Origin of the sequence: Psychrobacillus sp. FSL K6-2365 (genome assembly GCF_038003165.1) — a bacterium.
In the GTDB taxonomy this organism is placed as follows: Bacteria; Bacillota; Bacilli; order Bacillales_A; family Planococcaceae; genus Psychrobacillus; species Psychrobacillus psychrodurans.
Map to the genome: position 1 here is coordinate 4,000,172 of NZ_JBBOOO010000001.1, position 24,649 is coordinate 4,024,820.

32 protein-coding genes are annotated in these 24,649 nt (G+C 34.7%); 8 read left to right on the forward strand and 24 right to left on the reverse strand.

Translation table 11 applies throughout. The features are described from left to right. Positions 1 to 14: 14 nt before the first annotated feature. Positions 15 to 980, forward strand: a complete 966-nt coding sequence (locus MKY29_RS20225; protein WP_090565900.1) for a polysaccharide biosynthesis protein — start codon at positions 15 to 17, stop codon at positions 978 to 980. Positions 981 to 1,052: 72 nt separating this feature from the next. Here the strand turns inward: MKY29_RS20225 and MKY29_RS20230 are convergent, their stop codons facing one another. From MKY29_RS20230 to MKY29_RS20285, 12 genes are all read right to left on the reverse strand, one after another. Continuing rightward, entirely contained in the window at positions 1,053 to 1,964 is a 912-nt protein-coding gene (locus MKY29_RS20230; protein ID WP_090566541.1) for an EamA family transporter, read from the reverse strand. Positions 1,965 to 2,073: 109 nt separating this feature from the next. Next, complete coding sequence (locus MKY29_RS20235; protein WP_340880645.1) at positions 2,074 to 3,519, reverse strand: hypothetical protein; 1,446 nt, start codon at positions 3,517 to 3,519, stop codon at positions 2,074 to 2,076. Positions 3,520 to 3,635: 116 nt separating this feature from the next. Then, positions 3,636 to 3,845 (reverse strand): hypothetical protein, encoded by a 210-nt coding sequence (locus MKY29_RS20240; RefSeq protein WP_340880646.1) that lies wholly within the window; start codon positions 3,843 to 3,845, stop codon positions 3,636 to 3,638. Positions 3,846 to 3,916: 71 nt separating this feature from the next. Beyond that, positions 3,917 to 4,384: a YndM family protein gene (locus MKY29_RS20245; RefSeq protein WP_340880647.1), complete on the reverse strand. Its 468-nt coding sequence runs from the start codon at positions 4,382 to 4,384 to the stop codon at positions 3,917 to 3,919. Positions 4,385 to 4,403: 19 nt separating this feature from the next. Beyond that, complete coding sequence (locus MKY29_RS20250; RefSeq protein WP_090565892.1) at positions 4,404 to 5,339, reverse strand: cytochrome c oxidase assembly protein; 936 nt, start codon at positions 5,337 to 5,339, stop codon at positions 4,404 to 4,406. Positions 5,340 to 5,345: 6 nt separating this feature from the next. Beyond that, the gene (locus tag MKY29_RS20255; RefSeq protein ID WP_241598251.1) at positions 5,346 to 5,765 is read right to left on the reverse strand and encodes a DUF2243 domain-containing protein; all 420 of its coding nucleotides are present in this window, start codon (positions 5,763 to 5,765) and stop codon (positions 5,346 to 5,348) included. 216 nt (positions 5,766 to 5,981) lie between these two features. Further along, entirely contained in the window at positions 5,982 to 6,812 is an 831-nt protein-coding gene (locus MKY29_RS20260) for a hypothetical protein (protein WP_340880648.1), read from the reverse strand. A 359-nt stretch (positions 6,813 to 7,171) separates the two neighbouring features. Beyond that, entirely contained in the window at positions 7,172 to 8,125 is a 954-nt protein-coding gene (locus MKY29_RS20265) for a hypothetical protein (RefSeq protein ID WP_340880649.1), read from the reverse strand. Positions 8,126 to 8,185: 60 nt separating this feature from the next. Further along, positions 8,186 to 8,959 (reverse strand): hypothetical protein, encoded by a 774-nt coding sequence (locus MKY29_RS20270; protein WP_340880650.1) that lies wholly within the window; start codon positions 8,957 to 8,959, stop codon positions 8,186 to 8,188. A 72-nt stretch (positions 8,960 to 9,031) separates the two neighbouring features. Then, positions 9,032 to 9,811: a hypothetical protein gene (locus MKY29_RS20275; RefSeq protein WP_340880651.1), complete on the reverse strand. Its 780-nt coding sequence runs from the start codon at positions 9,809 to 9,811 to the stop codon at positions 9,032 to 9,034. A gap of 41 nt (positions 9,812 to 9,852) precedes the next feature. Next, entirely contained in the window at positions 9,853 to 10,275 is a 423-nt protein-coding gene (locus MKY29_RS20280) for a hypothetical protein (RefSeq protein WP_340880652.1), read from the reverse strand. Between the two features lie 483 nt (positions 10,276 to 10,758). Next, positions 10,759 to 11,502 carry a MerR family transcriptional regulator gene (locus tag MKY29_RS20285; RefSeq protein ID WP_090565878.1) on the reverse strand — a complete coding sequence of 248 codons (744 nt, stop codon included), beginning with the start codon at positions 11,500 to 11,502 and terminating at the stop codon, positions 10,759 to 10,761. Positions 11,503 to 11,595: 93 nt separating this feature from the next. Here MKY29_RS20285 and MKY29_RS20290 point away from each other — a divergent pair, with 93 nt between their 5' ends. Further along, positions 11,596 to 12,291, forward strand: a complete 696-nt coding sequence (locus MKY29_RS20290; RefSeq protein ID WP_340880653.1) for a CPBP family intramembrane glutamic endopeptidase — start codon at positions 11,596 to 11,598, stop codon at positions 12,289 to 12,291. 39 nt (positions 12,292 to 12,330) lie between these two features. On the opposite strand, the gene clpP is transcribed toward MKY29_RS20290, so the two are convergent. The 7 genes from clpP to MKY29_RS20325 all read right to left on the reverse strand — a co-directional run bounded on the left by clpP (position 12,331) and on the right by MKY29_RS20325 (position 17,026). Next, positions 12,331 to 12,906, reverse strand: a complete 576-nt coding sequence (clpP, locus tag MKY29_RS20295; protein ID WP_090565875.1) for an ATP-dependent Clp endopeptidase proteolytic subunit ClpP — start codon at positions 12,904 to 12,906, stop codon at positions 12,331 to 12,333. A 14-nt stretch (positions 12,907 to 12,920) separates the two neighbouring features. Continuing rightward, a complete protein-coding gene (locus tag MKY29_RS20300; RefSeq protein WP_340880654.1) occupies positions 12,921 to 13,736 on the reverse strand; it encodes an RNA polymerase sigma factor in 816 nt (271 codons plus the stop codon). 93 nt (positions 13,737 to 13,829) lie between these two features. Further along, positions 13,830 to 14,387 (reverse strand): isochorismatase family protein, encoded by a 558-nt coding sequence (locus MKY29_RS20305; protein ID WP_340880655.1) that lies wholly within the window; start codon positions 14,385 to 14,387, stop codon positions 13,830 to 13,832. Positions 14,388 to 14,405: 18 nt separating this feature from the next. Next, a complete protein-coding gene (locus MKY29_RS20310; protein ID WP_340880656.1) occupies positions 14,406 to 15,146 on the reverse strand; it encodes a hypothetical protein in 741 nt (246 codons plus the stop codon). A 77-nt stretch (positions 15,147 to 15,223) separates the two neighbouring features. Next, a complete protein-coding gene (locus MKY29_RS20315; protein WP_093496273.1) occupies positions 15,224 to 16,012 on the reverse strand; it encodes a GNAT family N-acetyltransferase in 789 nt (262 codons plus the stop codon). A gap of 137 nt (positions 16,013 to 16,149) precedes the next feature. After that, complete coding sequence (locus MKY29_RS20320; RefSeq protein ID WP_093496272.1) at positions 16,150 to 16,656, reverse strand: GNAT family N-acetyltransferase; 507 nt, start codon at positions 16,654 to 16,656, stop codon at positions 16,150 to 16,152. A gap of 13 nt (positions 16,657 to 16,669) precedes the next feature. After that, a complete protein-coding gene (locus MKY29_RS20325) occupies positions 16,670 to 17,026 on the reverse strand; it encodes a hypothetical protein (RefSeq protein WP_093496271.1) in 357 nt (118 codons plus the stop codon). Positions 17,027 to 17,146: 120 nt separating this feature from the next. Here MKY29_RS20325 and MKY29_RS20330 point away from each other — a divergent pair, with 120 nt between their 5' ends. Next, a complete protein-coding gene (locus MKY29_RS20330; protein ID WP_090565861.1) occupies positions 17,147 to 17,440 on the forward strand; it encodes a YiaA/YiaB family inner membrane protein in 294 nt (97 codons plus the stop codon). Positions 17,441 to 17,478: 38 nt separating this feature from the next. Here the strand turns inward: MKY29_RS20330 and MKY29_RS20335 are convergent, their stop codons facing one another. Continuing rightward, positions 17,479 to 18,027 (reverse strand): histidine phosphatase family protein, encoded by a 549-nt coding sequence (locus MKY29_RS20335; RefSeq protein WP_241598110.1) that lies wholly within the window; start codon positions 18,025 to 18,027, stop codon positions 17,479 to 17,481. A 214-nt stretch (positions 18,028 to 18,241) separates the two neighbouring features. Here MKY29_RS20335 and MKY29_RS20340 point away from each other — a divergent pair, with 214 nt between their 5' ends. The 4 genes from MKY29_RS20340 to MKY29_RS20355 all read left to right on the forward strand — a co-directional run bounded on the left by MKY29_RS20340 (position 18,242) and on the right by MKY29_RS20355 (position 20,832). Next, positions 18,242 to 18,787 carry a GNAT family N-acetyltransferase gene (locus MKY29_RS20340; protein WP_093496269.1) on the forward strand — a complete coding sequence of 182 codons (546 nt, stop codon included), beginning with the start codon at positions 18,242 to 18,244 and terminating at the stop codon, positions 18,785 to 18,787. Between the two features lie 117 nt (positions 18,788 to 18,904). Next, positions 18,905 to 19,288 carry a potassium channel family protein gene (locus MKY29_RS20345; protein WP_340880657.1) on the forward strand — a complete coding sequence of 128 codons (384 nt, stop codon included), beginning with the start codon at positions 18,905 to 18,907 and terminating at the stop codon, positions 19,286 to 19,288. Positions 19,289 to 19,430: 142 nt separating this feature from the next. Then, on the forward strand, positions 19,431 to 20,210 hold the full coding sequence (locus MKY29_RS20350) for an ABC transporter substrate-binding protein (protein WP_093496267.1): 780 nt from the start codon (positions 19,431 to 19,433) through the stop codon (positions 20,208 to 20,210). 91 nt (positions 20,211 to 20,301) lie between these two features. Beyond that, on the forward strand, positions 20,302 to 20,832 hold the full coding sequence (locus MKY29_RS20355; protein ID WP_340880658.1) for a GNAT family N-acetyltransferase: 531 nt from the start codon (positions 20,302 to 20,304) through the stop codon (positions 20,830 to 20,832). Between the two features lie 188 nt (positions 20,833 to 21,020). On the opposite strand, the gene MKY29_RS20360 is transcribed toward MKY29_RS20355, so the two are convergent. The 4 genes from MKY29_RS20360 to MKY29_RS20375 form a co-directional block, all read right to left on the reverse strand. Beyond that, positions 21,021 to 21,521, reverse strand: coding sequence for a DinB family protein (locus MKY29_RS20360; protein WP_340880659.1), 501 nt, complete (start codon positions 21,519 to 21,521; stop codon positions 21,021 to 21,023). A gap of 72 nt (positions 21,522 to 21,593) precedes the next feature. Then, positions 21,594 to 22,508 carry a helix-turn-helix transcriptional regulator gene (locus MKY29_RS20365; RefSeq protein WP_340880660.1) on the reverse strand — a complete coding sequence of 305 codons (915 nt, stop codon included), beginning with the start codon at positions 22,506 to 22,508 and terminating at the stop codon, positions 21,594 to 21,596. A 21-nt stretch (positions 22,509 to 22,529) separates the two neighbouring features. After that, positions 22,530 to 23,099, reverse strand: coding sequence for a YdeI/OmpD-associated family protein (locus MKY29_RS20370; RefSeq protein ID WP_340880661.1), 570 nt, complete (start codon positions 23,097 to 23,099; stop codon positions 22,530 to 22,532). A gap of 296 nt (positions 23,100 to 23,395) precedes the next feature. Continuing rightward, positions 23,396 to 23,779: a RidA family protein gene (locus MKY29_RS20375; RefSeq protein ID WP_340880662.1), complete on the reverse strand. Its 384-nt coding sequence runs from the start codon at positions 23,777 to 23,779 to the stop codon at positions 23,396 to 23,398. A 107-nt stretch (positions 23,780 to 23,886) separates the two neighbouring features. Here MKY29_RS20375 and MKY29_RS20380 point away from each other — a divergent pair, with 107 nt between their 5' ends. Continuing rightward, positions 23,887 to 24,225 (forward strand): winged helix-turn-helix transcriptional regulator, encoded by a 339-nt coding sequence (locus MKY29_RS20380; protein WP_090565842.1) that lies wholly within the window; start codon positions 23,887 to 23,889, stop codon positions 24,223 to 24,225. Positions 24,226 to 24,649: the final 424 nt, after the last annotated feature.

Below are 24,649 nucleotides of genomic sequence, written 5' to 3' on the forward strand. Positions count from 1 at the left end.
AGGGAGGAAAAATAGTGTTTACCAATGCAACAATATTGATAACCGGGGGGACAGGCTCATGGGGAATTGAATTAATCAAACAACTTCTTCTTCTTGACCCTAGGAAAATTATTATCTTTTCAAGAAATGAAAATAGACAAGTCATGATGCGAAGAAATTTTGAAGATACAAGACTACAATTTAATATAGGAGATATACGAGATGAAAATGCTCTTTCCGCAGCCTGTGTTGGGGTAGATTATGTGTTTCACTTAGCTGCACTTAAACATGTACCTGTCTGCGAGGAGAATCCTCTAGAATCTATTAAAACGAATATAGTTGGAACGCAGAATGTAATTGAAGCTTCCATAAAGAACCAAGTAAAAAAAGTAATTTACGTTTCTACAGATAAAGCAGCAGACCCAGCTAATACGTATGGCATGACAAAGGCACTTGGAGAAAAGCTGATTCTTTGTGCAAACGAATTGGGTTCGCCCACAAGGTTCTTATGCATTCGAGGAGGGAATGTGCTTGGAAGTAGCGGTAGTGTACTACCAATTTTCATCAAACAATTAGAAGAAGAAAATCAAATTCGCATTACTGATAAAAAAATGACACGATATTTTGTCACGCCTCAACAGGCAATCAAAACTCTTCTTCAGGCTACCGAGTTAGGAAATGGAGGAGAGATTTTTGTCATGCATATGAACGCTTGTAAAATACTCGACTTGGCAGAAGTACTAATTGAGTACTTTCACAAAAAAGATGTCCACATCCTAGAAATAGGAGCTCGAGCTGGAGAAAAGACCCACGAGGTACTAATCGCAGAAAATGAAATACCAATGGCTACCGTATTCAACAAAGATTTGATAAAGATCTCTTCCTCAAACTCTACCAACCAAAATTCAACCGTGCCTGCTATTCTAATAGATACGAAACAAAAACTAATGACCAAACAAGAAATTAAAGAGCTATTAATAGAAGGTGGCTTTTTGAAGTAAAAAGCATCTTGAATTATACTACACAGCCTAAAATCGAGAGCAAACTAATTTAATGCAAAAAAACTAGACTCGCTAAGATTGTCTAGTTTTTTGTATTTTACTTGTCGGATATCGATTCATCTGCTGCAGGATAAACAAAAATACACCAACGAGCACAAGAATACCACCAACAATTTGCCAGCCTACTAGCCGTTCTCCTAGGAAAATAGCAGCAAGGATAGTTGCCCCCACAGGCTCTCCTAAGATACTCATAGATATAGTTGTTGCAGTTACATAATTCATTAGCCAGTTATTTATCAAATGAGAAATTGTTGGTACAACTGCTAACAATACGAAAATTCCCCATTCTTTTAAATCATAACCTCCCATTGTAACGCCTGTCAGCATGTTATAGACAACAAGCGCGATAGCAGCGAATCCAAAAACAGCAAAACTATAAATCCAATGCGAAACTTTTTTTACTGCTTTTTGCCCAATTAATAAATACCCGACAACAGCAATAACGCTTAGAAAAGAAAGTATATCCCCAAGAATGGCATTTCTACTTAGGCCAAAATCTCCCCATCCGACCATTACTGCTCCTATCACTGCAATACCCATGGTCATAAGTGCAGATTTAGTAGTTCTTTCTTTAAATATAATGACACCACCGATCAATGCGATAATAGGTTGCAGTGCAAGAATGATAGTTGAACTAGCAACTGTTGTCAGTTTTAAAGATCCAAACCATAGGGCAAAATGTAAAGCTAAGAACATACCTGCAACGAATAGTAGTAGCCATTCTTTATTTGTTAGTTTTTTAAACTCCGCTCTTTTAAACCAAACGACTGGTAGTAACAATAGAGTGGCTAAAATCATTCGATACATACTTAATATAGTAGCGGGTGCATGAGACCATTTAACAAAAATGGCTGCAAAAGAAATTGCTACAATGGAAATGATTAATGGTAACACAATTGATTTAGATGTATTTGTTTGATTCACTTTTTTACCCCATTCTAATACTTTTCTATACTTATAAACTAATCTTAATATACTGGATATTGCTGAAAATAGGAAATACAAAAAACTTCTTATCCATTGATAAGAAGTTTTAGGACCTGTCTCTTTTCCATTTTCTATACCTATTGTAAATACCTTTACCACTTGTGTAACCTACTAAGGTGACAGCTAGGCCAATTCCAGTTAACGAAGTAATAAGCGCTATCCACTCAAAAAAGGAATACCCTGGAACTTTTGCCCAATCTGTTTTTCCCTTCCAATCCTCAATGACTAGGTTCATCCCATAAATACCGGAAACTACTGTAAAAATAGTTAACATAAATAACAGGGAATTATTTCGTTTGCCTGATTGATTATCTTGAGCACGGTACAAGTCATCTACAGTTTGTTTTACTTCATTGAAAAGATTCTGTAAACGGAATACTTTACGTAACTGTTGCGTTAGCTCTTTCCCTTCGGATCTAGCAGAAACCTCTTCAAAATAATAACGTGAGTAAAATTTTGATATCAGTTCTATTAACTCCTCCACATATCTTTTATCCTTTGCCCAACTAACTTCACTATGCTCAAAGGAAACCTTTAATAGCATAATCTTATAGTAATAATGCAGCATTAAATTATAATAATGCACACTCATAAACTGGGAAATCTCTTGCTTTAAACTTTCTTTTTTCTTATTGGAAATAGTTGCTTGGGTGTGTTCTGAAGCAATTACATATGTATTCGGTGCCCAACGATCATGAATTCGGTCGCTCACATATCGCTTCACATAATTGGAATTCGAGCTAGAGATAAACTCATTCCCTTCTATATCCATCCCATCTAAATGCGCCAGACGGAACAACTGGTCATCTGTAATTTCAGTATTATTTGCCCCTACTAAAAATACAGATGTATGCATTCGCTCATCTTCAAAATAAGGGAGGCTGCCATAATAACCTGCTAACTTTTCGTCGTGGATAATAAATGGCTTTAGAGGCTGACATAAATAGTCAAAAACGAGCTCATTTGTAGTTTTAAATACTTTACTTTTATAGTGAATTTTAGATCCTTTATCAAATGAAAGCTTAGGCTCTAGCACTCGAAAGTGACTAATATGATCCAATATTCTTGTTAATGTTTCCTGATCCTGATTCATTGCGGAACGTATGGTGATTATACCAATACCAAAAGGACATAAAACAATGTCCACACTATTAATGATAAAATTGAATTTGTTATCATTCAATTCATATGTAAAATAATCTTCAACTACTTTAGAGTAACGCAAAAAGCCCCTATTATTGGTATTAGGAGGGAATAGTTTATCTTCAATGAACGGCAAAAAGAACTGTTCCAATTCCTCATGAGAGATTTTTATATCATCTCCATAATACTTGTCTTGTAGTTCTTCTTTTTCTAAAGTAAAAAAGGTGAAATGGTGCTTTTCTAGCTGCTCCATTAACTTTTGACGATCTTTCTCTCGAAAAGAAAATGGGAATAGATAAGTCATGTACGCATCCGTAACATCCAAAGGTCGAATTACTAAACTATCCATTTTATCCACCTACTTTTGGTTATTATTCTTATTTACCTCACTTGCTCTATTCATAAACCAAAAATACAGTCATTCCTAAAGTTAACTTTAGGAATAACTGTATTAGAAGCAATTAGTTACTTAAGGTTGTTATTGTTGTTATTGTTATTGTTATTGCGATTGTTATTACGTTGGTTTTGGTTGTTATTGTTTCTGTTTTGTTCGTTTTGGTTTTGCTCGTTTAAATTGTCAAAGTTGAAATCCTCACCGAACTCAGCTGGATTATTTTGGTTGTTGTTATTACGGTTATTGTTGTTGTTATTATTGCGATTATTATTGTTTCCCATGACTGCTCACCTCCTTGACCATATTAGAATGGTCGAAAGACTGATATATATACCTCAATGTTTATAATTTATTACCTCTTTGAGTTTTTTCCTTTTACTTCTTTGGAAAAGGATTCAATTTCCACTTCTTCTGCAAATTCAGTCTGTAAATTCGTTCGGTTGTAATATCCCACTTTTTCATTGGGGTTAGATTTCCTCGGTTCGAAAATATTTGTGTGCATATATCGGTGTAACAAGAGTTCTCCTACCATTAATATCAGCGCAGATATAAAAGCGGCTGTTCCTAAGGCTAGTGGTTGCTCATAAATATAGGAACCAAGGAAGTAAATAACTGCATAAGCAATAACAAAATCACTTATAGCTGCCCATACATTTCCTATTTTAGGTAATATAAAGACATCTCCTACATATCCTACTGCTGTAAGAACCACACTAGTAATAAGTACGTCAGTAAAAGACACATCATAAATAAGGCTTAAAACAACCCATAGCACCGCAGTTATCATGAGAAATTTCATAAATAAAGCTTTCATATACATTATTTTAACCCCTCTCGATTTATCTTTTTTTAGTTACTGTGCTAGCCTTAGATTGTTTTTTTGCAAACCACTCATTTATTTCACGATAACTCATGCCTGCATTTGCATTTAATCTTTTAACTTCCTCAATATCTGTTCCTGCAACTGTAAATTTTTTAGTACTTATAGCAAACCCATCCTTTCCATTATTGAGTATAGGGCGACTTTTTTTGTACCACTGATAAAACAGTATTGAAATTAGCCCTACCTCCACAGTATCCCCACCGTAGTACATAATCATGCTACCGAATTCCGCTTGATCTTTTGGAACTCCACTTGGCGGATTCGCATAAATATATTTAGCTAAGACGGAATGACCTGCTAATGCAAAAAGAAAGACGACCGTACGATATAAATAACTTTTTCTTATAATCACCAGATCAACATAAATAATTGAAACTGCAAATACATATCCAGCTAGAAAAATATGTACATGAATAATTACATAAAGAAGCATATTTTCGTGCATCATTAGAAACAAGTCAGTTGTGTAAAGAACCCATAAGCTACCAATATTTAGTAAAGAAGCAATAATAGGATGTTGAACGAAATGAAGAAAACTATTGTGTCGTAAAATTGTAGTTAGTTTTCGTGCTGTATATACACTAATCGTTCGCAGCAGGAGCTTTATCGGAGCACCTAACGCCATTAAAAGCGGCGCCAACATTCCAAGTAATACATGACCAATCATATGAACAGAAAAATTCATGTGTCCTAAATCTGCAATTGGACCTATTATTGCGAGCAATGCACACAGTACTCCAAAGCTCCATGCTACTAACCGGAACACTGACCATGTTTTTTTCTTTCGATTGGATAGACCTACCGCCACAATATAAAAAACAAATAACAGTATAAAAGGAATTGCTAAAAAAAACTGGAGACTAGTCGCTGAATACTGTTCGTGAGTATGCACTTATACTCAGACCTTCCTTTCATGGCTTGTCTGATATATTAAAATGAACCCCAAAATTATCATTAAAGCAGCTAAAATATTCCATACTAAATCATAAGGAAGGATATCTACCCCATAACGAATTTGATGTAAACCCATCCACTTATGTTGGATAATTCCATCGTACAGTTGAAAAACACCTGCACCTAGAAGGATTCCCCCTACCCATCTCTTTAACCAAAAAGCATGCCGCCTATGAAGATCTGCAAGTAAAAAGGATGCCCCTATCGTAGCTATGAAGCTAAAGGCATGAAAAAGCCCATCTGACACTAGTCCAATATCCGTAGTAGATTTATCGTAAAAATGGTGCCAATGAAGAAGCTGATGAAAAACTACTTCATCTATAAATGCTACAATTCCCAGTCCAAACAAAATACCTGTCCACATATTCTGTTTGGCATATACTCTTTTATTTGGATTTTGTTTATGAATGGAAGAAGTTTTTACAGAAGTAGTCATGTTTAACACCCTTTTTTAACTAAGTTTCTCCTTTTCAGAAAGGATTTAAACAGAAGGGTAGGAATATAGAAATAATAATAGTCAACAAAAATACTAAGTAAAAAAGCAACCGAAATAGCTTCAGTTGCTTTTCTTCGATATAGCTTATACTAGACTTCCAATATATTTCAGGTTATCTACTGATTGTTCATCAGCCTTACCATCTAGAATATATTCGACATCTTGCAATGTTTGAGACAGGGAAACTTCGTGCCCAACTTGACCTGTAAAGGACTCTGCAACATAAAAGGGTTGCGTAAAATACGCCTCTAGTCGTTCTCCACGATTGAAAGTTTCTAATTCATTACTTCTAATTTTGTCTAAACCATGGACAACAACTAACGAACGCAGTTCTTTATAACGTCTAAGTAATTTCTGTGCTCTTTGTCTTAAATTAAAGTGGCGTTGATCTACGTCCACTCCTTCCACAAGTGAAGAAGTAGAAATAATTGGTTGAACTGCAGGATAAAGGTGACGTGCTGCAAGGTCTGCATCCAATTGCCACACTGTTTCTAAAGGTCCAAAAGGAATGTCCTCATCGACCACTTCCCCAGAAAGGTCTAATAGTATTGTGGTGACGTTTTTAATTCCTTCTTTGATCATTTTTTCTTGCAAATCTAATAACTGTCCCGACACCACATAACTATTATCTGTTATTAACAGGATATCCCCAGAAATTTCGGATAACTTCAAAAATGTTTCTTCTATGGATTCAGTTAAATAATTTGCTAATTCAGTTATACCCTCTGTTTCAAGTTCATCTTGTCGAGTTTTAGGCAATAAAAAAACCGTAGAATAATCACCGTCTTTAAATCTGTGCAAAAGTTCTGCAAGAATAACTAACTGCCCCATTCCAGGTCTTGCAACTAAACCAGTTGTCCCCTCTTTTACTAATGGAGCAAAAAAATCTAATGCTTTGATTTTTGTTTCTATCATATCCAACTTCTCCCCCCGTATGATTAGATCATCTACCTTACAATTTGCCAAAGAAGCTAGACCTACAAGGGTCCTTATCTCCGCCTTTCCCAAATCAATCTTCCCGGTACATAAATTCGAAACGGTTGCAGGTCTAATCCCTATTGATTTCGCCGCGGTCGTCAAATTGGGAACCTTCCTTCTTAGTAAAGCAACATTCAATCTTATATCTTCCATAATACCCCTCCTTATTACTTTTAATAGTAATTTAAATTACGCTAAAAATCAATTAGTTTACTCCATAAAGTAAATATTTTTACCCCGAAAAAGTAAATACCAGGTAATTCAACAATGTTAGTTGTTGAATTACCTGGTATTTTTTATTTTTTTACAGTGCTTAATGATTTATTTAATAGATATAAAACTGATTCTGTAAAATGTCCTGGTGCAATACGCGACATCTCTTCAATTGTTTTATATTGAATTAGATTAAACTGCGGATGTTTTTCTAGTCCTGGTAAAATACTATTCAAGATTCCTCGCGCCTGGGAGTTCATCAAAATATCCGAAAAAGAGGTATTAATAGAAAATACGTCATCCGTGATTGTCAGTTCTTCTATTTGTACATTCGAAGTATTCGGTAGAACAAACCAATCTGTAACCGAGTAAATATCTACCTCGACAGGAGGGACACCAACAGGTTCTTCTTTTACTGATGGGGAAGAAGCCTTAACTTCCTTTTCAGGAGCTTTTTCTGTTTCGGAAATCACTTCTGTATCAGGTGTTGGTGATGTTTCAAATTCAGGGGCAGGGGTTGTTTCTGGAACCTCTACTGGATTAGGTATAGGATTTGCCTCAGGATTGAGAATTGCCACTAAATTTAACTGTGCTTGTTGACCATCCAGCTGTGCTTTTGCATTCTCTAAAATAATATCTATGTTTTTCATAATTGCAGCTTGTTGCTCACTATTATCAATGGTCATTCCTGCTTTTATGTTATTAGCATATTCTTGTAACGCCGCAATACGAGTTTGTTTTTGAGTTACTGTAAAGCTATTCAGCTGATTTTCAGCAGCTTGCATTTCTCTTTGTAGTTCCACCTCAAGATCCTGCATTAGACGATCTCTTTCAGATGAGACCGCCCCTTCAATTTCCTGAACGGATTCCACCTTCTTGTTGTTAAACCAATTGTTCAGTAAACTTTGAATATCTTGATCTGCTAAAGCAGTTTTTACACCACCTGAGAGTCCTAAAAGTATAATTAGTAAAGCAATAATTATTGTCGCTTTTTTAATTTGTCTTTTCTTTTTGTATTTCTCAATTCTACTTAGCATTTATATTCCTCCAATTAGAAGAATAAGAACCTCTAAAATAGAGGTTCTTATTAATTTTAATTAATTGTTCATGCCACTTACTAAATCATCAAGTTCTTTTAATCCAGCTATTTGTAAACCTTTAGCTGCCAATGTAATAATTCTTTCTTGCTCTTTAACTAATGCATTTGTTTTCTTCGTAATTTCCCCACGTAGTTCAACAATTTTTGCATCAATCATGGCTTTGATTTCTACTACTGTTAAATCTCTTTCTTTATCAAGTTTCGCTTGAAGATCGGATTTTGCCCAATCGATTGTATCCTTTAAATCTTTCACCGCCACTGCAGTCGCCGCTTTAACGTCTGTATTTACTTTTTCAACAGCCGCTTTTCCAGTATCTCCAGTATATTTAGTTAAATCTTTGTCTGCATACTTTAATGCCTCTTTACCTGCCTCATTTATTAAACCTTGCGTAAACGTTGAAAGCGTATCAAATTGACCTGCTAGATAGGTTTCAATATGAGCTTTTTCATCTTTAATAGAATCAATATGCTCACGGCTACGTTCATCGATATTATCACTTGCTACGCCTGCGACAAATTCTCCTTTTTCATTAATACTATCTCCAGCATCTGATTTAATAGTGTTATATTCTGTTGTAATTTCTTCTACTTTACTTCCTGCATATTCCGCTACTTGTTTATTTACTTCATTCGAAGAACTAGTAAATTGAGCCTTATACCAATTTTTTAAGTTTAAGCCAGCATCAGATGCTCCAAATGCTGCCCCCGCCCCTGCAAAAAGTGTTACTGCTACTGTTCCTGCGATTACTTTACCTTTAACTGTTTTCATCATATTAACTATCTCCCTTTGATTTTATAATTTTGTATGAATTAGTCCATCTTACAATTATCAAATAAGTTCATTTTATTTTTCATTTATTAATGCATTTACTCGTTCTTCTAACTTTAATTTAGCAGCTGCTTCTAATTCTGCAGCTTTTGACGAAATTGCAGTCTGTTGTGCAGTTACTAATTCTCCAGTTTTCTTCGTTATTAAGTCGAGTAGTCTAGCAATCTCATTGTCCACTGTTTTATTAATGGATTCGATTGAGGCACTACTTTTTTTATTTAGCAAATCCTGCAAGAAACCCTTCGTTGTACGAATCTCCCACTCCAAGTCACTAAGTGCTTTGTTGGTTTCTTTTTCAATTTCTGTATTTAAAAACGCAAGAGCAGCTTTGCCTTCCTTACTTGTTTGTGTTTTTAAATCCAATTCGGCTAAACTATAAGTTAATTTGCTAGCTGCTAATATTGCCTTATTCGCATCATCCTCAATTTTCTTAAATTGATTGTCGATGTTATTTTGAATTTCAGCTTTTTTACTATTAACTGAATTTATATAATCTCTACTTTCTTGATGAATGGAACTTTTTGCAGCTTCTGTTTCAGTATCCCTTGTCCTATTAATACTTTCAGTAGCACCTGTTTTTAATTCTTTTGTATCATTGTTAAATTCGAGCAATTTTTGGGTAGTATGTTTTGCTGATTCAATAGCTACCTCAGTATTTGCCTTTTTAAATTGTGAGTCATACCAACCTTTTAAACCAGCGCCAGCATCCGTTGCTCCAAATGCAACTCCTGTAGTCGATATTAGTCCTACTACCACTGCTCCTGCGATTAGTTTACGTTTAACTGTTCTTTTCAATGAAATATCTCCCTTGGCACTGTAGTTTTTAGATAAGTGTTTTATTTGCTTAATACATCTGCTAATAGTCCTTCAACCTCTTGTTCGACTTCTTCTTTTATGAGTTCTTCATCCATATACTCATCAAAGCTAACCTTTTCTAAATCTTTTATTGATTCAGCAAGACTACTTTTAGTTTCATTTGAAAATCCCTCCAAATTGGAGTTTGTTGCTTCTAACTGAGTGTCTAAAAAAGTTGAAACATCAACATCAAGTTTTTCATTTGTTGTCTTTAGAAATAATTTCATTTCCATTAGAATCTCTTTAATACTTTTTGATGTTACAACTTCAAATGCCTCACTCTCCTCTTGAAATGATTGACCATACCATTTGGAAAGGGAAATTTGTGGCAAGCCACTGGCATAAATGGTGCTGGATCCTAGTAGAACAAGAAATATCAAAATAGTTCCTATAACTTTTTTCATTGTTTACACCCCTTTCACTCGCCCCAACCATTCTATCCATATACCCATTCTTTTATAACTAGTATTTTAGAAATAATAACCTCCTTTTAGTTATATAGTTTATTTTTACTTCCACTCATCCTTAACAGTTAATCAGTTAGTGACAGAAGATTAACATAATTATACTTTCGCTAAATTTGCGGGTAACGGATTCCTCATAACCTCTATTTTTTCTACAAACAAAGTCATAAATTCTTTCCTTGCGACTTATTTTAGAGGCATAAAGTTACATATAAGCACTTTTTTTCTTCAAAATATCTCAATGATTGAGACTAATTGCTTAAAATAAAATAAAAAAACACACACAAATACTTGTGCGTGTTTCCTTATACCTATATCCATGTCGCTTCTTTTATATCATTTTTAGTTTCATCCTCTGAGTGACGAGGAGCATTTAGAGAATTAGTAAATATCGATTTTGATAGCTAGCACTTATCTATCCCCTTATTGTTGCACACTAGCTATTCCTTCCACCGCTTCTTCTATAAACTCAATTATTTCCTGACTAACGGGATAGAGACCTAACGCTTCGGATGTATCTTCAGATTTCCGAACTTCCCAGAATTTATCAGCTAAGTCTTCATTAGCGAATGTAATACTGGATAAAATACGGATATCTTCCGCAATAATTTTTCCTTCCGGAGAATTTGGTGATTTCCCTTCAGTCAAACATAGTTCGATTTGTTTTATAAGATTAATCCATTTCACAATGTTATCTGCATCCTGTTCTAATTTTGGCAGACTAGCTGTTAAGGTTGTTCTTTCCTCTTCAGTAAATATTTCCTTCCATACATCTTCCTTACTATACTTTTTATGTTGTTGGAAAAGCGGTACTAATTCTTCCCACTTTAGCATCCCTTCGAGCTGGACTATGTTAAGTAAGGTGTTTGTATGATCAATAGATTTCTGTAATTGCTGCATATCTACATTGAGTCGTTCTCGGTGCATTTTAAGTATGTCTGCAATAGAGACTCTTTCCACGATCTGCTGTATATCCTTTAGCGGAAGCGAAGCCGCTTTTAGCAAGGCTATCTTTTCAAGCGATAAGAGATCCTCTTCCGAATAAAGCCTTTTACCACTTTCATGAATCATTGTTGGTTTAAGTAAATTGATTTGATCGTAATAACGAATAGTACGGACAGAGATATGAAGTTTTTTTGATACCTCTCCTGTAGTGTAGTAAACCAAAATTCATCCCCTCCATATAAAATGTCTTGCAGGTAACGTTACGTCACCACTTATTCTAAAAATAACATATTTCGTTATTGGAGGAATTACAAAATGAAAGAATTTTCGTTCAAAACAATGTTTTGGTCTTGGAGTGAACTTATACTGCTGTTATTGGTAACTTTTTTATTTGTTCCTATAGTTATTGAGAACCTATTACAGGATGTTTTGTATGTATTTTTGGAGGATAGCCTTTATTCAGGCACATTAACAGGACTCGTAATGTCTATTCTTTTCACAGGAGGAGTTTATGTCATCGCTTTGAGACCATATAACCTTTCATGGCGAGCTGTCGGATTCAACTCATTCCAAACATCCTATTGGAAGTCTATTATAACTTGGACAGTTTTTTTAATAGGAACTAGTCTAATAATAGTTATATTAATGGAACTCCTTGGAGGGACTTCAGAAAATACAAAGACACAAAGCCTACAAAGCAATATGGGAATCTTGTCATTTCTAATCGCTTTCGTATCAGCTGCTGTCATTTCTCCTATTTATGAGGAGATTTTCTATCGCGGCTTTCTTTATAGATGGTTTAGAGTTAAGTGGGGAGTGCCAGCTGGGATATTACTTAGTTCTTCCGTTTTCATGCTTGTTCATATTCCTACCTATAATACATTGCCAGTCAATTTTCTTACGGGTGTTATATTTTCATGGACTTATGAAAAAACCGGATCCATATATCCTGGCATGATTATACATGGCGTCTTTAATGGCATTGCTGTGGTATTAACTGCTCTAAGTTAATAAAACTCCTCACCAAATAAGGTGAGGAGTTTTATATCGTTATACGATTTGATCAATAATGCCATAACTCATCGCTTCTTCAGCTGTCATAAAATAATCACGGTCAGAGTCTTTGGCTATTTTTTCAATGGACTGACCTGTTCGGTCTGAAAAAATTCGGTTAATTCTATCTTTCATCAACAGAATACGTCTAGCACTGATTTCAATATCACTTGCCTGACCTTGCGCTCCACCAAGAGGTTGATGAATCATAATCTCACTGTTCGGTAAAGCAAAACGTTTTCCTTTTGCACCCGCAACTAATATTGTCGCACCAAATGAAGCAGCCATCCCCGTACAAATCGTACGTACATCTGGTTTAATGATCTGCATTGTATCATAAATTGCAAATCCAGAACTTACTGAGCCTCCTGGACTATTGATGTACAAAGAAATATCCTTCTCCGGATCATCTGCTTCTAAAAATAATAGTTGCGCTACGATATTATTAGCAACAACGTCATTGATTTCCGAGCCAAGGAAAATAATACGATCTTTCAATAATCTCGAATATATATCATATGAACGCTCGCCATGTCCTGTTTGTTCTACAACATATGGAATAAGGTTAGACATTTTCTTTCCCCTTTCTACGCTATAGCTAAAAGACCCTCTTCTTTCCAAAAAGTAAGCTGAGATAATAACCTAGCTACTTCTAATTGATAGAACGGAACAATTAGCACTTCGCCATTTTTCTTGAGGAACGAAATTAGCATATAAGAAGAATTACCCTGTACATATGAATGGACGATAGAGATACTTGAGGAAGCGAGTTCTATTTTTCCACTTTGCATATATGGTTGTTGATGATCATTCTGATAAACACGAATAACTGCATTCGGATCTCCACTGCTCCATGCGTGTAAATAAGACATAGCTGTTTCGTCTTCAACATCATATCGGAAGGATTCGTAGGATTTTTGCTTAGCATTTTTCCTAGCCCTGTTTAGAGCAGCTTTGATAGAACCCTCACTGACCGAAAGCAAATTTGCCGTTTCTTTTGAGGAGTAGCCAAATCCCATGACTAGTAATACCACCACCCTTTGCTTTGCGGACAGTTCATGTAATAACGCATAGATTCTTGGGAAAAGTTCTGCTGAAATTCCTTCTTGATAATTATAATTGGACATATCTTGATGCAAATTTTCTTCTATTTTACGTTTACGATGCTTATCGATCCAGGCATTGGAGGCAATACGAAACAAATAGGACTTTGCCATTTCCTTCGGCATTTTCATCCAACTTATATATGCTTTTTCCATCGTCTCCTGCATTAAGTCTTCTCCATCCCACTTTGTACGCGTCAGGGATAAACAATACTTCCTTAAACTATGCATAAAAGGCTTAATAGCCTTCTCAAATTCCTCATTCAATTCAAACGGAGTTTTTTCAACAAGCGGCCGCATGTTTACCCCTCCTTCAAATTTGTCTTTCACTAATATAAACGGAAATATGGACTAAAAAGATACGGTCATAAAAAATATTTTTAAACCTACCACTTATCGATGCGTATCATGTAATGGGTCAAATAGATCTTCCGCTGCATTTCTTACCATTGAAAAATTATCTACATTATAATGACCATGTAGTACTTTATTGTGATGATTAATAATTTGTTCTGCCGTAAGAACTGATGAACCTGTGGTTGAATGTCCATCTCCAACTAACGTGACATCTAATTGTGAAACGGTTGCAGTTCGTACTGCTGTATCTATGCAGTGCTCTGTTTTGCAGCCCATAATTACTACATGTTGAACCTTCTGTTCTTCTAAATATTCTTTTAATCCAGTTCCATAAAATGAATTTGTTGCAGCCTTATCGAATGTCTTTGAGTCTGTAGGTATAGTAATATCTTTGTGTACTTGGAAACCTTCTCCTTTTCCTTCTGCCACATCTGTATCTCTTACAAAAATGATAATAGCATCTGACTCAATTGCTTTTTTAATTACTAAATTGATGTTTTCTATTAACTGTTCTTTTAGAAATACACTACCTTCCTGGTCATTCCCTTCTATTAATTCCTGTTGCGCGTCAATGATTAATAATGCTTGTTTCATAACAACACCTCTTTTTATTTATTTTAAATTATTTTCGAAATACTGGACTAATGAAATATACCTTCCTTGCTCATGCCACTCGTTATATAGCTTAAATACTTTATGGACATCCCCATTCACCTTTTCAACCAGTGTTTTAACTTTTAAATAACTTCTCCAATAATCAAACATAATACTAGAAAGTGAACCCTGGTAAGACATCGAACCGAAATCATTCAAGTCATTATCACCATATTCTTCTGTAAAAGTGGTCAATAACTCAAGTTCAATAGCAGTTACTTCTTCAAATTGTTCGTCTGTTAAACAATACTTTCTAGGCAAATAAAAGCACATTCCTTCTTCAAACCAAATACTATCATGTCGTTCATCCTCAAATTCATCTACGAACAAATCAATATGATGCGTTAGTTCATGGGCCAGAATGACAAATAACTGGTCAGTACTAAAGTTCTCATAAAAACTTTGAATATGGGGTATTACCTTACCATCCAATTGGGAGACCAACAAGTTTTGCCACTCCTTTAGAATTGGGGACATATAAATGAAATCTTCTCTCGTGAATGCTGGTATTGGTATTGACGAGAAGGTAGTAGTCGCCAGTTCCCCCGTCGTCCAAAGTACTCCTTTAGGAATAGCGGTCAATTGATAATGTTCTTCCAATACATGCTGATATCCCTTTAGTTTTGCCATCAATTCTTTTGTGATAATATCATATTTCGCCGCTTCTTCAGGTGCCTCAAATGCTAAAATACTTTTCATATTACTTCCACCTTTATCTCATCCAACTTGTTTAACTTGTATAACATAGAACTCCCTTCGTAAAAACATGTCTCCCCTTAAAGTTTGGTCCATATCGCTTTTGTATAGGCAAGTTTAAGTCCTGCTCTTTCCATATTTCGATGACTTCCACTTCCATATGTAGCCTCACTAGTTATGTACCTTGCTCCTTTTTCAATCGCAATTTCAACACGTTTTTTAAGCAATGCAGAATGTACTCCCATATTACGATAACCAGGTAAAGTTGCAGATGCCGCCAAAGTCGCAATCTCTTCTTGCACATTTAAAACCGCAACTCCTACCGGAACATCTTGCTTGTAAGCAATGTAAAATTCCCAACCTGGAACTTCAAATAGAATTTCATTGTTTTGTTTAATCCCCTCTTGAATAAAAGCAGGTAGTCCGAATGCAGCCACGTAAATTGAAGCAAATAAATCAAAATCATTTTTACCTAGAGGTCGAATATCTAGAGAGGATGGCATACTCTGACTCTTAAAGCCTTTTACTTCTCCTATAAAAGATGCATGAAAGCCAGATTGATAAAACCCCAGTTCAGCTAGTTTTCTTAATAACTTTTCTGAACTGTTCGTAGGAGCAATCTCGACTCGAAAATTTATTGAAAGATTCTCATAGAAGCCAAAGATCTCTTCTATATGTGAAAGTACCTGTTCATTCAATCCTCGAACGGTATTAAAAGCTGGACCCGGAATATGTTTAACAGCAAAAGCATGAGTTGTGTCCTTAACTAATTGATGGACCCCCATTGGGTTACCGGGGATTGATTGTATGGCATTTAATCTGGAAGTTAATGTTTTTATTTCTGCCTGCTCGAGTATGCTTAATTTCATTCTAATCCCCCGTGACTTTTAACAAAATTTAATGCTCTTTGTGTCGAGTCGATCAGTGATTCATCTCCTTTTCGTACCCTTCAAACTCGTTGAATAACTGTAACAAAACGAGTTCACTATTTAAAAATCTTCTATTTTCAAAATATCACCCTTTCCATTAAAAGGTGATTATCTTTTAAATTCTTAACAATTTGAAACCCACATTTTTCATAACAATTTATAGCCCGTTGGTTAGTGTCTTTGACATCCAGAACCACCATAGATACATCGAACTTTGAACTTAAGTACTCTAACAAAGTACTAATCATCTGGGTCCCTATCCCCTTGCCCCACAGTCCAGTTTCTCCGATAAATTGGTCAATTCCATAGATAGACTTTTCCAAAGGATATCCGTATATCTTTAGTTGATCTTTTGGGATTTCATAATATTGTATATAACCAATTGGTGCACCTTTATATTCCAATATGCAAGCCGTCACGTAATGCTCATTGTTAAATCTGGGGCCATATTTAGTAACGACTTGTTCAAATGTTAGCCTTGGACCATAATATTTTAAGACCAAATCATCATTTAGCCATTTAGTCATATAAGGATAATCGTTTTCATTCATAACTCTAATAGTTAAATCACATTTATGAACCATAATTTCCTCACCCTTACTTGTCGCAAAAATCCGGAATATTGGAGTGAATATAAAAACCTTCTAATAACGTCTTCCCACCCTCATATAATGATATATTGTACTTTTCATCTAAGGTCGTTATAAGTGAGACATCGTGACCTTCTGGAAACTTCATTTCCTCTGCACCTTCTCTTCTACTATTATTTATTTCCTTTATAATTTTCTTCAGCATTTTTTCATCAGTTATCTCCAACAATTCTTCTGTACCCATACATTGGACGGTAATACTGTCAACCTCTTCAATAATAAGGGGTGTTTGGTTACTACATGAAACGAGCAAAAATATAACCAGTAAGATAAGAACATGAACCATTTTTTTGAATGTAAACACATAATCACCCTCCCACTCTACTATTATCTTATACTTCAGAATATTTCACATCATTATTCATTTCTGCTAAAATATAATACATACAATAGCTATTAAAACGAGTTTAAAGGGGAGTTTGTCATGAATCAAAAAAGGTACCGCAGACGTAATACGATGGCTTTTACGGTATTGGCGTATTTTACGTTAATTGCCGGGGTTTTCATGTTCTGTATTGGTCTCTATAATGCTGATAACTTACAGCTAAATGAAAAAGGATATTATATTGCAGTTATGATATTGGTTGCAGTTGGAGCCATCCTTACACAAAAAGTTACACGAGACAATGCTGAAGATAACGACATTATCGCCGAGCAGGAACAAGAACGACAAATGAGCAGTAACCGAATTCCACCTAGCACGAAAGAATTATCATAACTAAGCCTTAAATCCTGTTGTTGTATACACAGGATTTTTTATTGTTCAACCCTGTTTATATGTACTATGCCATTATCTTGCTCTAGTACGAAAACATCTGGATTTTTCATCTGTTGCCACCCAGCAAATCCGAATGTCGGAACATAGTGATTAATGAGCAGGGATAAAATATTCCCATGAGAAATGATGCCTACATGATGCATTTGGTCATTTTCGAAAACCTTGTCCATGACCTTTTGTATGCGCTTTAATGCCTGATTACTTGATTCTCCACCTGAAAATGTTAAATCTCTTTCTACAAAGGTTCTTTCCAGATGCTCTAACCAATCCTCCATAGGATCCGCACTCAACACTCGTTCTTGTAAATTGTCATCTATTATAATAGGAATTCCTATACTTTCTGAAAAGGGTTTAATTGTTTGCAAAGCTCTTTGATATGGACTAGAAATAATATGATCTATATGACATTTTTCTAATATAGGAACAAGCTTTAAAGCCTCCTCTCTTCCTTCATTCGTTAACTCTGCAATAGGATCTTGCCCTGTCGCCTTACAATGTCTGACTAAGTATATTTTCTTTTCAACCATCTTTTCACCTCTATTGTTAATTCGCCATTTCTACTTTTATTCCTGTTAAATATATGAATTTTCGGAACTATTATATATACTTTATATAATAACTATAGAGGAGTGATTAAGATGAAAAATGTTCTACAGGTGATTGAGAAGTAAAGATTAATACACTTTTTCTTTTCAATCCAATAAACCTATACAATACTTTAGGATGAAAAGAGGAATAATATTGTACCAAGACAATGAATTAGTTATCAGACCTATTAAGAATGAGGATTTAACTAGACTATGGGAATTAATGTGCAAAGATGAAAAGCCAGAATGGAAAAAATGGGATGCCCCATATTATGAATATACATCTGTCCCATATGATACCTTTATGGAAAAGGCTGAATCATATATTAATCGAGAAAATTTCTGGGGAATTGAAGTAGATGGTGTGTTAAGAGGAATTGTTTCTTATTATTGGGAGCATGAGCCTTCTAAATGGTTGGAAATGGGCATTGGATTTCACGAAGCAGGTAGTTGGGGGAAAGGTTTAGGGACCCGTGCATTAAGCCTTTGGATGAATCACCTATTTACAACACTGCCACTTGTTCGCGTTGGCTATACAACTTGGTCAGGTAATCATCGTATGATTCGAGTTGGTGAAAAATTAGGTATGACAATGGAAGCCCGTATTCGAAAGGTACGTATCTATAACGGGAAATACTACGATTCGATTCGTATGGGGATATTACGAGAAGAATGGGAAAGCTTCACAAACAACAATTAATCCAAATTGTGTCGGTTAGTACAATATAATAAGGAATCCTCACACTTATTATAAGTAGAGTGGGACATTTATTGATATACTACTTAAATAATAATCTAATATGTAGGTGAAATCAGTATGTTGTCCTTTATTTTAACCGTAAAAAGATATCTAGAAGCTTTTGTTAAAGCTTTTAAAAATCCTATGTTCTTGTCTCTCTTTACTACGTTATTTCTAATCATTCTATCTGGTACACTCTTCTACACGAAAAAAGAAGGGTGGGGTGTCATAGATGCCATTTACTTTTGTGTTGTGAGTTTAATCCCAACTGGCGTAAATACAAACTTATCACCTGTTACCAGTTTAGGTAAAATATTTACAATGCTCTATCTGGTTGTAGGTACAGGAGTTATGTTTATAACTCTACTTACTTTAGGGAAAACAATGATTAATACAAAAGCTTTTGAAGAGAGAAAAACAGAGGGACAAAAGAAATTGAATGAGTATAGGGAGAAAAAGTAAGTAAATGAGCATGAAAACCTAGGACTTCCAGTGGAATGCCTTGGTTTTTCTTTTTGTATATATTATTTTATTGAAATGTAAAGGAGAACTCTTTACTTTCAACGAACTAATTACATAGAGGAATAGTAAAAGGAGGAACACAATGACATACGAATTAACAGATCACCTTGGTAGAAAAGTAGTTCTCCCTGAGTCGCCTAAACGTATTATTTCCATATGCCCTGCTATTACCGAAACACTTTTCTCATTAGGGTTAGAAAAGGAAATTGTTGGCCGGACGAAATATTGTATATTCCCTAAAGGGATAGTTGACCAGGTGCAGATTGTTGGAGGAACGAAAGAGATCAATTTTGAGAAAGTCAAAGAGATTCAACCGGATCTTATTTTTGCTGAAAAAGAGGAAAATACAGAAGAAATAGTACTGGAACTTGAAAAAATAGCACCTGTTTTTGTGTTAGAGGTAAAATCCATACAGAATGCTTATAGATTTATTACTACATTAGGTGAAGTTACAGCAACTACAATGACTGCAAAACTTCTCCTAACAGCCTGTCAAAAATCTTTTCAGTCTATAAAAAGTAGAGAGAACGGTAAAGCTACATATGTTATTTGGCGAAAACCTTATATGGTCGTTGGTGGTACAACTTACATAAATGACGTACTACAAGTAATGGGCTTTGAAAATCCTTTTACAAATGAAGAATCGAGATATCCTACAGTAACAAATGAACAGCTTACAAATGCCAATCTGGATAAACTTTTTCTTGCCTCTGAACCATTCCCATTTCAACAAAAGCATTTAGCTGAGTTTCAAGCATTTCTCCCAAATACAGAAATAATATTAGTCGATGGTGAAATGTTTTGGTACGGCTCTAGAATGCTTGTGGCTGGAGAGTATCTAGCAGAATTAGTGAATAACTAAGAGCAATCCCTAGAGCTTTCAGGATAGTATAAAACTCATTGAAGAAAAAGAATTAATTTAAAAAGACTTTTAAATTGAGAGAGGGATTATTTTGTTGTTTCAAAATGGGAATTTAAAAGTTCGTAAATTAGAAAAAAAGGATAATTACCTGTTAGCAAGATGGCTTTCGAACCCGTCAGTTCTTGAATTTTATGAAGGCAGAGACAATCCTTTTGATTTAGATAAAGTTAATAAAGTCTTTTATGATTCCGAAGATGATGAATTTAAATGCATTGTAGAATTTGATGGTAACGAAATAGGATATATTCAATTCTATCTTTTGGATGATGAAACGAAAAAAGAATATGGGTATTTTGACGAAAATATTTATGGTACAGATCAATTTATAGGTGAAGTAGAGTATTGGAATAGAGGGATTGGAACATTGCTTGTTACATCAATGGTTAAATTTTTAATCGAACATAAAAAGGCTGACCGAGTAATTATGGACCCTCAAATAAGAAATGCAAGGGCTATAAAATGCTATCAGAAATGTGGTTTTAAAAAAGTTAAAATACTTCCTAAGAACGAGTTACACGAAGGAGTATATCAGGATTGTTGGTTGATTGAATATCAATTATGATTATATTTTTAAGTAACGAGGGAGTTTTATTGCTAAATGACCATATATATGAGACATCTAACTGGAGTGCCGAACATTTCGTAAATTTTGTACATTAAGGGAAGTTTAAGCTGAAAAAGTCGTATTCCTGTACGATAAGGAACCGACTTTTTTGTATTTAGCTTGTTAAACTATAGGTCTTGTTTGACCTAACTCTGATACCAATATAAAGACAAGTCATTCATTGTAGAAGCGTACCCCTGTTGTCTTAACATGGTTGTTATGTTACCTCGGTGATAAGTACCATGATTAGTAACATGAAACAAAATTTCTGAGTAAGCAGTTTCTCTAGCACCTGACCATGGATTATTCAAATTAATTTTTTGTTCCAAATCTTTTTGACTATTCATCCATTCTTCATACTGAGATGCCAGTTCTTCAAATGACTCTACAAATTCATCTACAGAATATAGATTAGTCTTTTCTAATAAAGCTATAGAAGCTTCTAATGCTTCTTGCATGTCAATTCCTTTAAGTACTTGTAGCCACATAACGTCTACCACATAGATGTGACTAAAAGTTTGAGCAATATTTGGATAGGAACTGCTAGCCTCTTCATATAGGACATTGCTTGGTAATTCTTTTACTCTTTCTAGTAACACCTTATTAGCCCAAATATGGTAATTATACATATTGTTTGCATGGTTCATTTAACCTCTACTCCTTTTTGTTTTAAACTTGGTACTTGTTTATTATAAAAAAAGATATATGACAGCAGCTTGTCATACATCTTGATAAACTTTTATTAATTTTTTTGCCTCATCTATTATAATTGATTGCAGTTCCACAGGTTTTATAATTTTAGCTCCACTTCCAAAGCTTAAAAGAATAGATTTAAGCCACCCAGCATGCAGAGGTTTATAAACAGAAAATGTAAGTGTCATACTTCCATCCCCGTTAATGACCTTTGAGGAATTCTGGAATTGGTCTAATACTTCTGCTAAGGAGTTAGGATTTACCAAGATTACTACATCTTCAAACCCATCTATATTATTATTTGAATAAGACAATTCATCTTTAGTTTCATGGTTTTGTAGAAAGTTTTCTTTCGTTAGAGTTATACTCATCATACGCGATACTCTGAATTCTCTATAATTATGACGTTCTCTGCAATAGCCATATAAATACCAGTTACGAAACTTATAGTGAAGGTGAATAGGTTCTAATTGTCGTGATGTAAGTTCATTTTTATTACTTACATAATCAAAGCTGATCACCCTTTGATCATTTATAGCATTCCTTAGATCTATTAATGAGTTTGGTTCTGTCCTATTGCTTTCCAAGTCAACCAATAAAGTCTTATTGCTGCTATTTGTATCTAATAGTTTTAATCTATCTATCGTTTGTTCAACTTCCTTGTCTTCAAAAATACTTAACAAACTACTTAACACTGTTATAAGATTCAATACGTCATAAGAACCAATTAAGCTTTTATCAAATTTATAACCTTCTATTATACCGAATCCACCGTTAGTACCTTGGTAAGAAACAACTGGTATTCCAGCCGCACAAATAGCTTCGATGTCTCTGTAAATTGTCCGCGATGATACTTGAAATTCATTAGCTAAACTAGATGCGGACAAAACTTCATTATGTAATAGCTTAAATACAATTGATATCAAACGCTCTAACTTCAACTCTCTTTTCCTATCCTTTCCTCAATAATTGATCAAGCGACCATTGTCATTCCATTGACCGTACATTTTATTTTCTCTAGTATTTTCAATAAACTTATCCAATCTTTTATTAAAGATTTCAGGTTCATTTCTATTGCTTTGTATTGTATCAATTCTAATCCTCCTGTATAGTTCAGGAAAATTAATGAAGTTCTCATATAACTGGTCATCTTCCTTCAAACGAGTTTCAATATCTTTATCTATAGTAAAAGATTCAAGTCTCATATCAGGGAGAATTCTCAGTCCTTCTTCTTTCATCCAGCCTAATTTATCTAATCTCCTTACCCTTTCTAAATTTAATTGTGTCCAATTACTTTTTTGCTTTCTTGGGGAAAGCCTTTGGGCTAGTTCAGTATCTGATATTTTCTTCTTTATGCCATCAATCCATCCAAAACATAGTGCTTCTTCAACTGCATCTAAATACTTGATGCCTTCTGATTGTTCATTCATACTTACTATTACCCAACAAAAAAATTCTGTTTTTGAATTTCCCTCAAACCAAACTCTTAAATCCGACCTTGTCTTAATTCTAATTAAATTATTAATTTCCATTTTTATACTCATCCTTTCTAAACAAAATATTTGTACCAAGTATAACTGTTTTGCTTAGTTTATTAGAAATACAAAATGACTACGGGTCTTATCCTGATTTCACTAACGCCCACAGTTTAGTTGGAAATGGGAGAGGGTTCTGTTCCATGATTATAATCGGTGTTTAAATATTTTTTAATAATAACTTAGCACAATAGAAATACAAAAACACCGAATAGATCCACTTTTCTACAAGTGTACACTATTCGGTGTTCGGTTCAATCAAGTTGCTACCTTTAATGTAAGATTTAGTTTACTTAATCGGTGTGCGCGACAGCTCTTACCTCAATCAGTTGCTCTGGGAACGCCAAGTAAGTCACGCCGATACAGCTGCCGGCTGGACGATGCTCTCCTATATATTCCTTAAACAGTCCAATGACTTGCTCGAAATGCTCTTGAGGATTTGTTAGATAGAGTTCAACATATGCAATGTTTGACTTCGTTACACCAAATCCCTCCAGTACACGGTCGAGATTTTCAAGGATTTGTCGTGCCTGTGCTTCTATGTCACCCTCGCCTACGAACACCCCCTCCTGATTGTGGGAAAATTGTCCTGAAATGTAAATAGTGTCGTTGACGCTGTATCCTTGGGTAATTCCATGATCCCAAAGATTGTGGTTGTAGGTTTTAACATTAGCCATTACTTTTTCTCTCCTTTATTTTAAAGTAAATTAAGTATAGAATGAACAGAAACAAATAAATAGTACGCACATTTTTGGTAGCTACTGTCAGAAAGGATAGTGTCAACATGAGTATGGCTGATTATAAAGAAAAGGGGAATATCCAGGAAACGCCTTTTGGATATACATTATCAGTGATTGGTGGTAAATGGAAAATGCTCATCCTCTACCTACTAGCAGAAAAACAACCTGTTCGTTTTAATGAAATGAAAAGAATAATAGGAGCTATTACCTTTAAAACGTTAAGTTCACAACTTAAAGAGTTGGAAGCAGACGGGATGGTTTTACGGAAGGAGTATCCTCAAATCCCTCCTAAAGTTGAGTACAGTCTCACACATAAAGCAACTACTCTATTACCTGTTTTGGAACAGTTATGTGAATGGGGAGAAAAAAACAGCAATAATTAACTTCCATTTATTTAGCTGTTTAAGTTTTTAACTCCTTAATAAGTGTGATGAGAAGAGAGAGCTCTATTTTAATGGGGCTTTTTTACTTACCCAAAATTTTAGTTAGTCTAACTCTTTTCAGTAGTACATGATCATCTGGACATATTGCATGAACTCCATGAACTTTTGCCTCAACAATATACAAATAATCCGATGATCAATACAACTAACTATCTAGCATATTAATTGAAAAATTTAACGTAGTTTTGTAACACAATAAAAACTAGCAGCAGTTCAAAATCCTAATTGATATTTTAATCATATTATTGTTATAACCGTGTTTCACTTACTTTTACACGATTCATGAAATAAGGTGCCTTTTTGAAGAAGGAATCGTTATAACATTTGTTGAAATAAAAGTATAAAGGAGACTATTTTAGTGAAA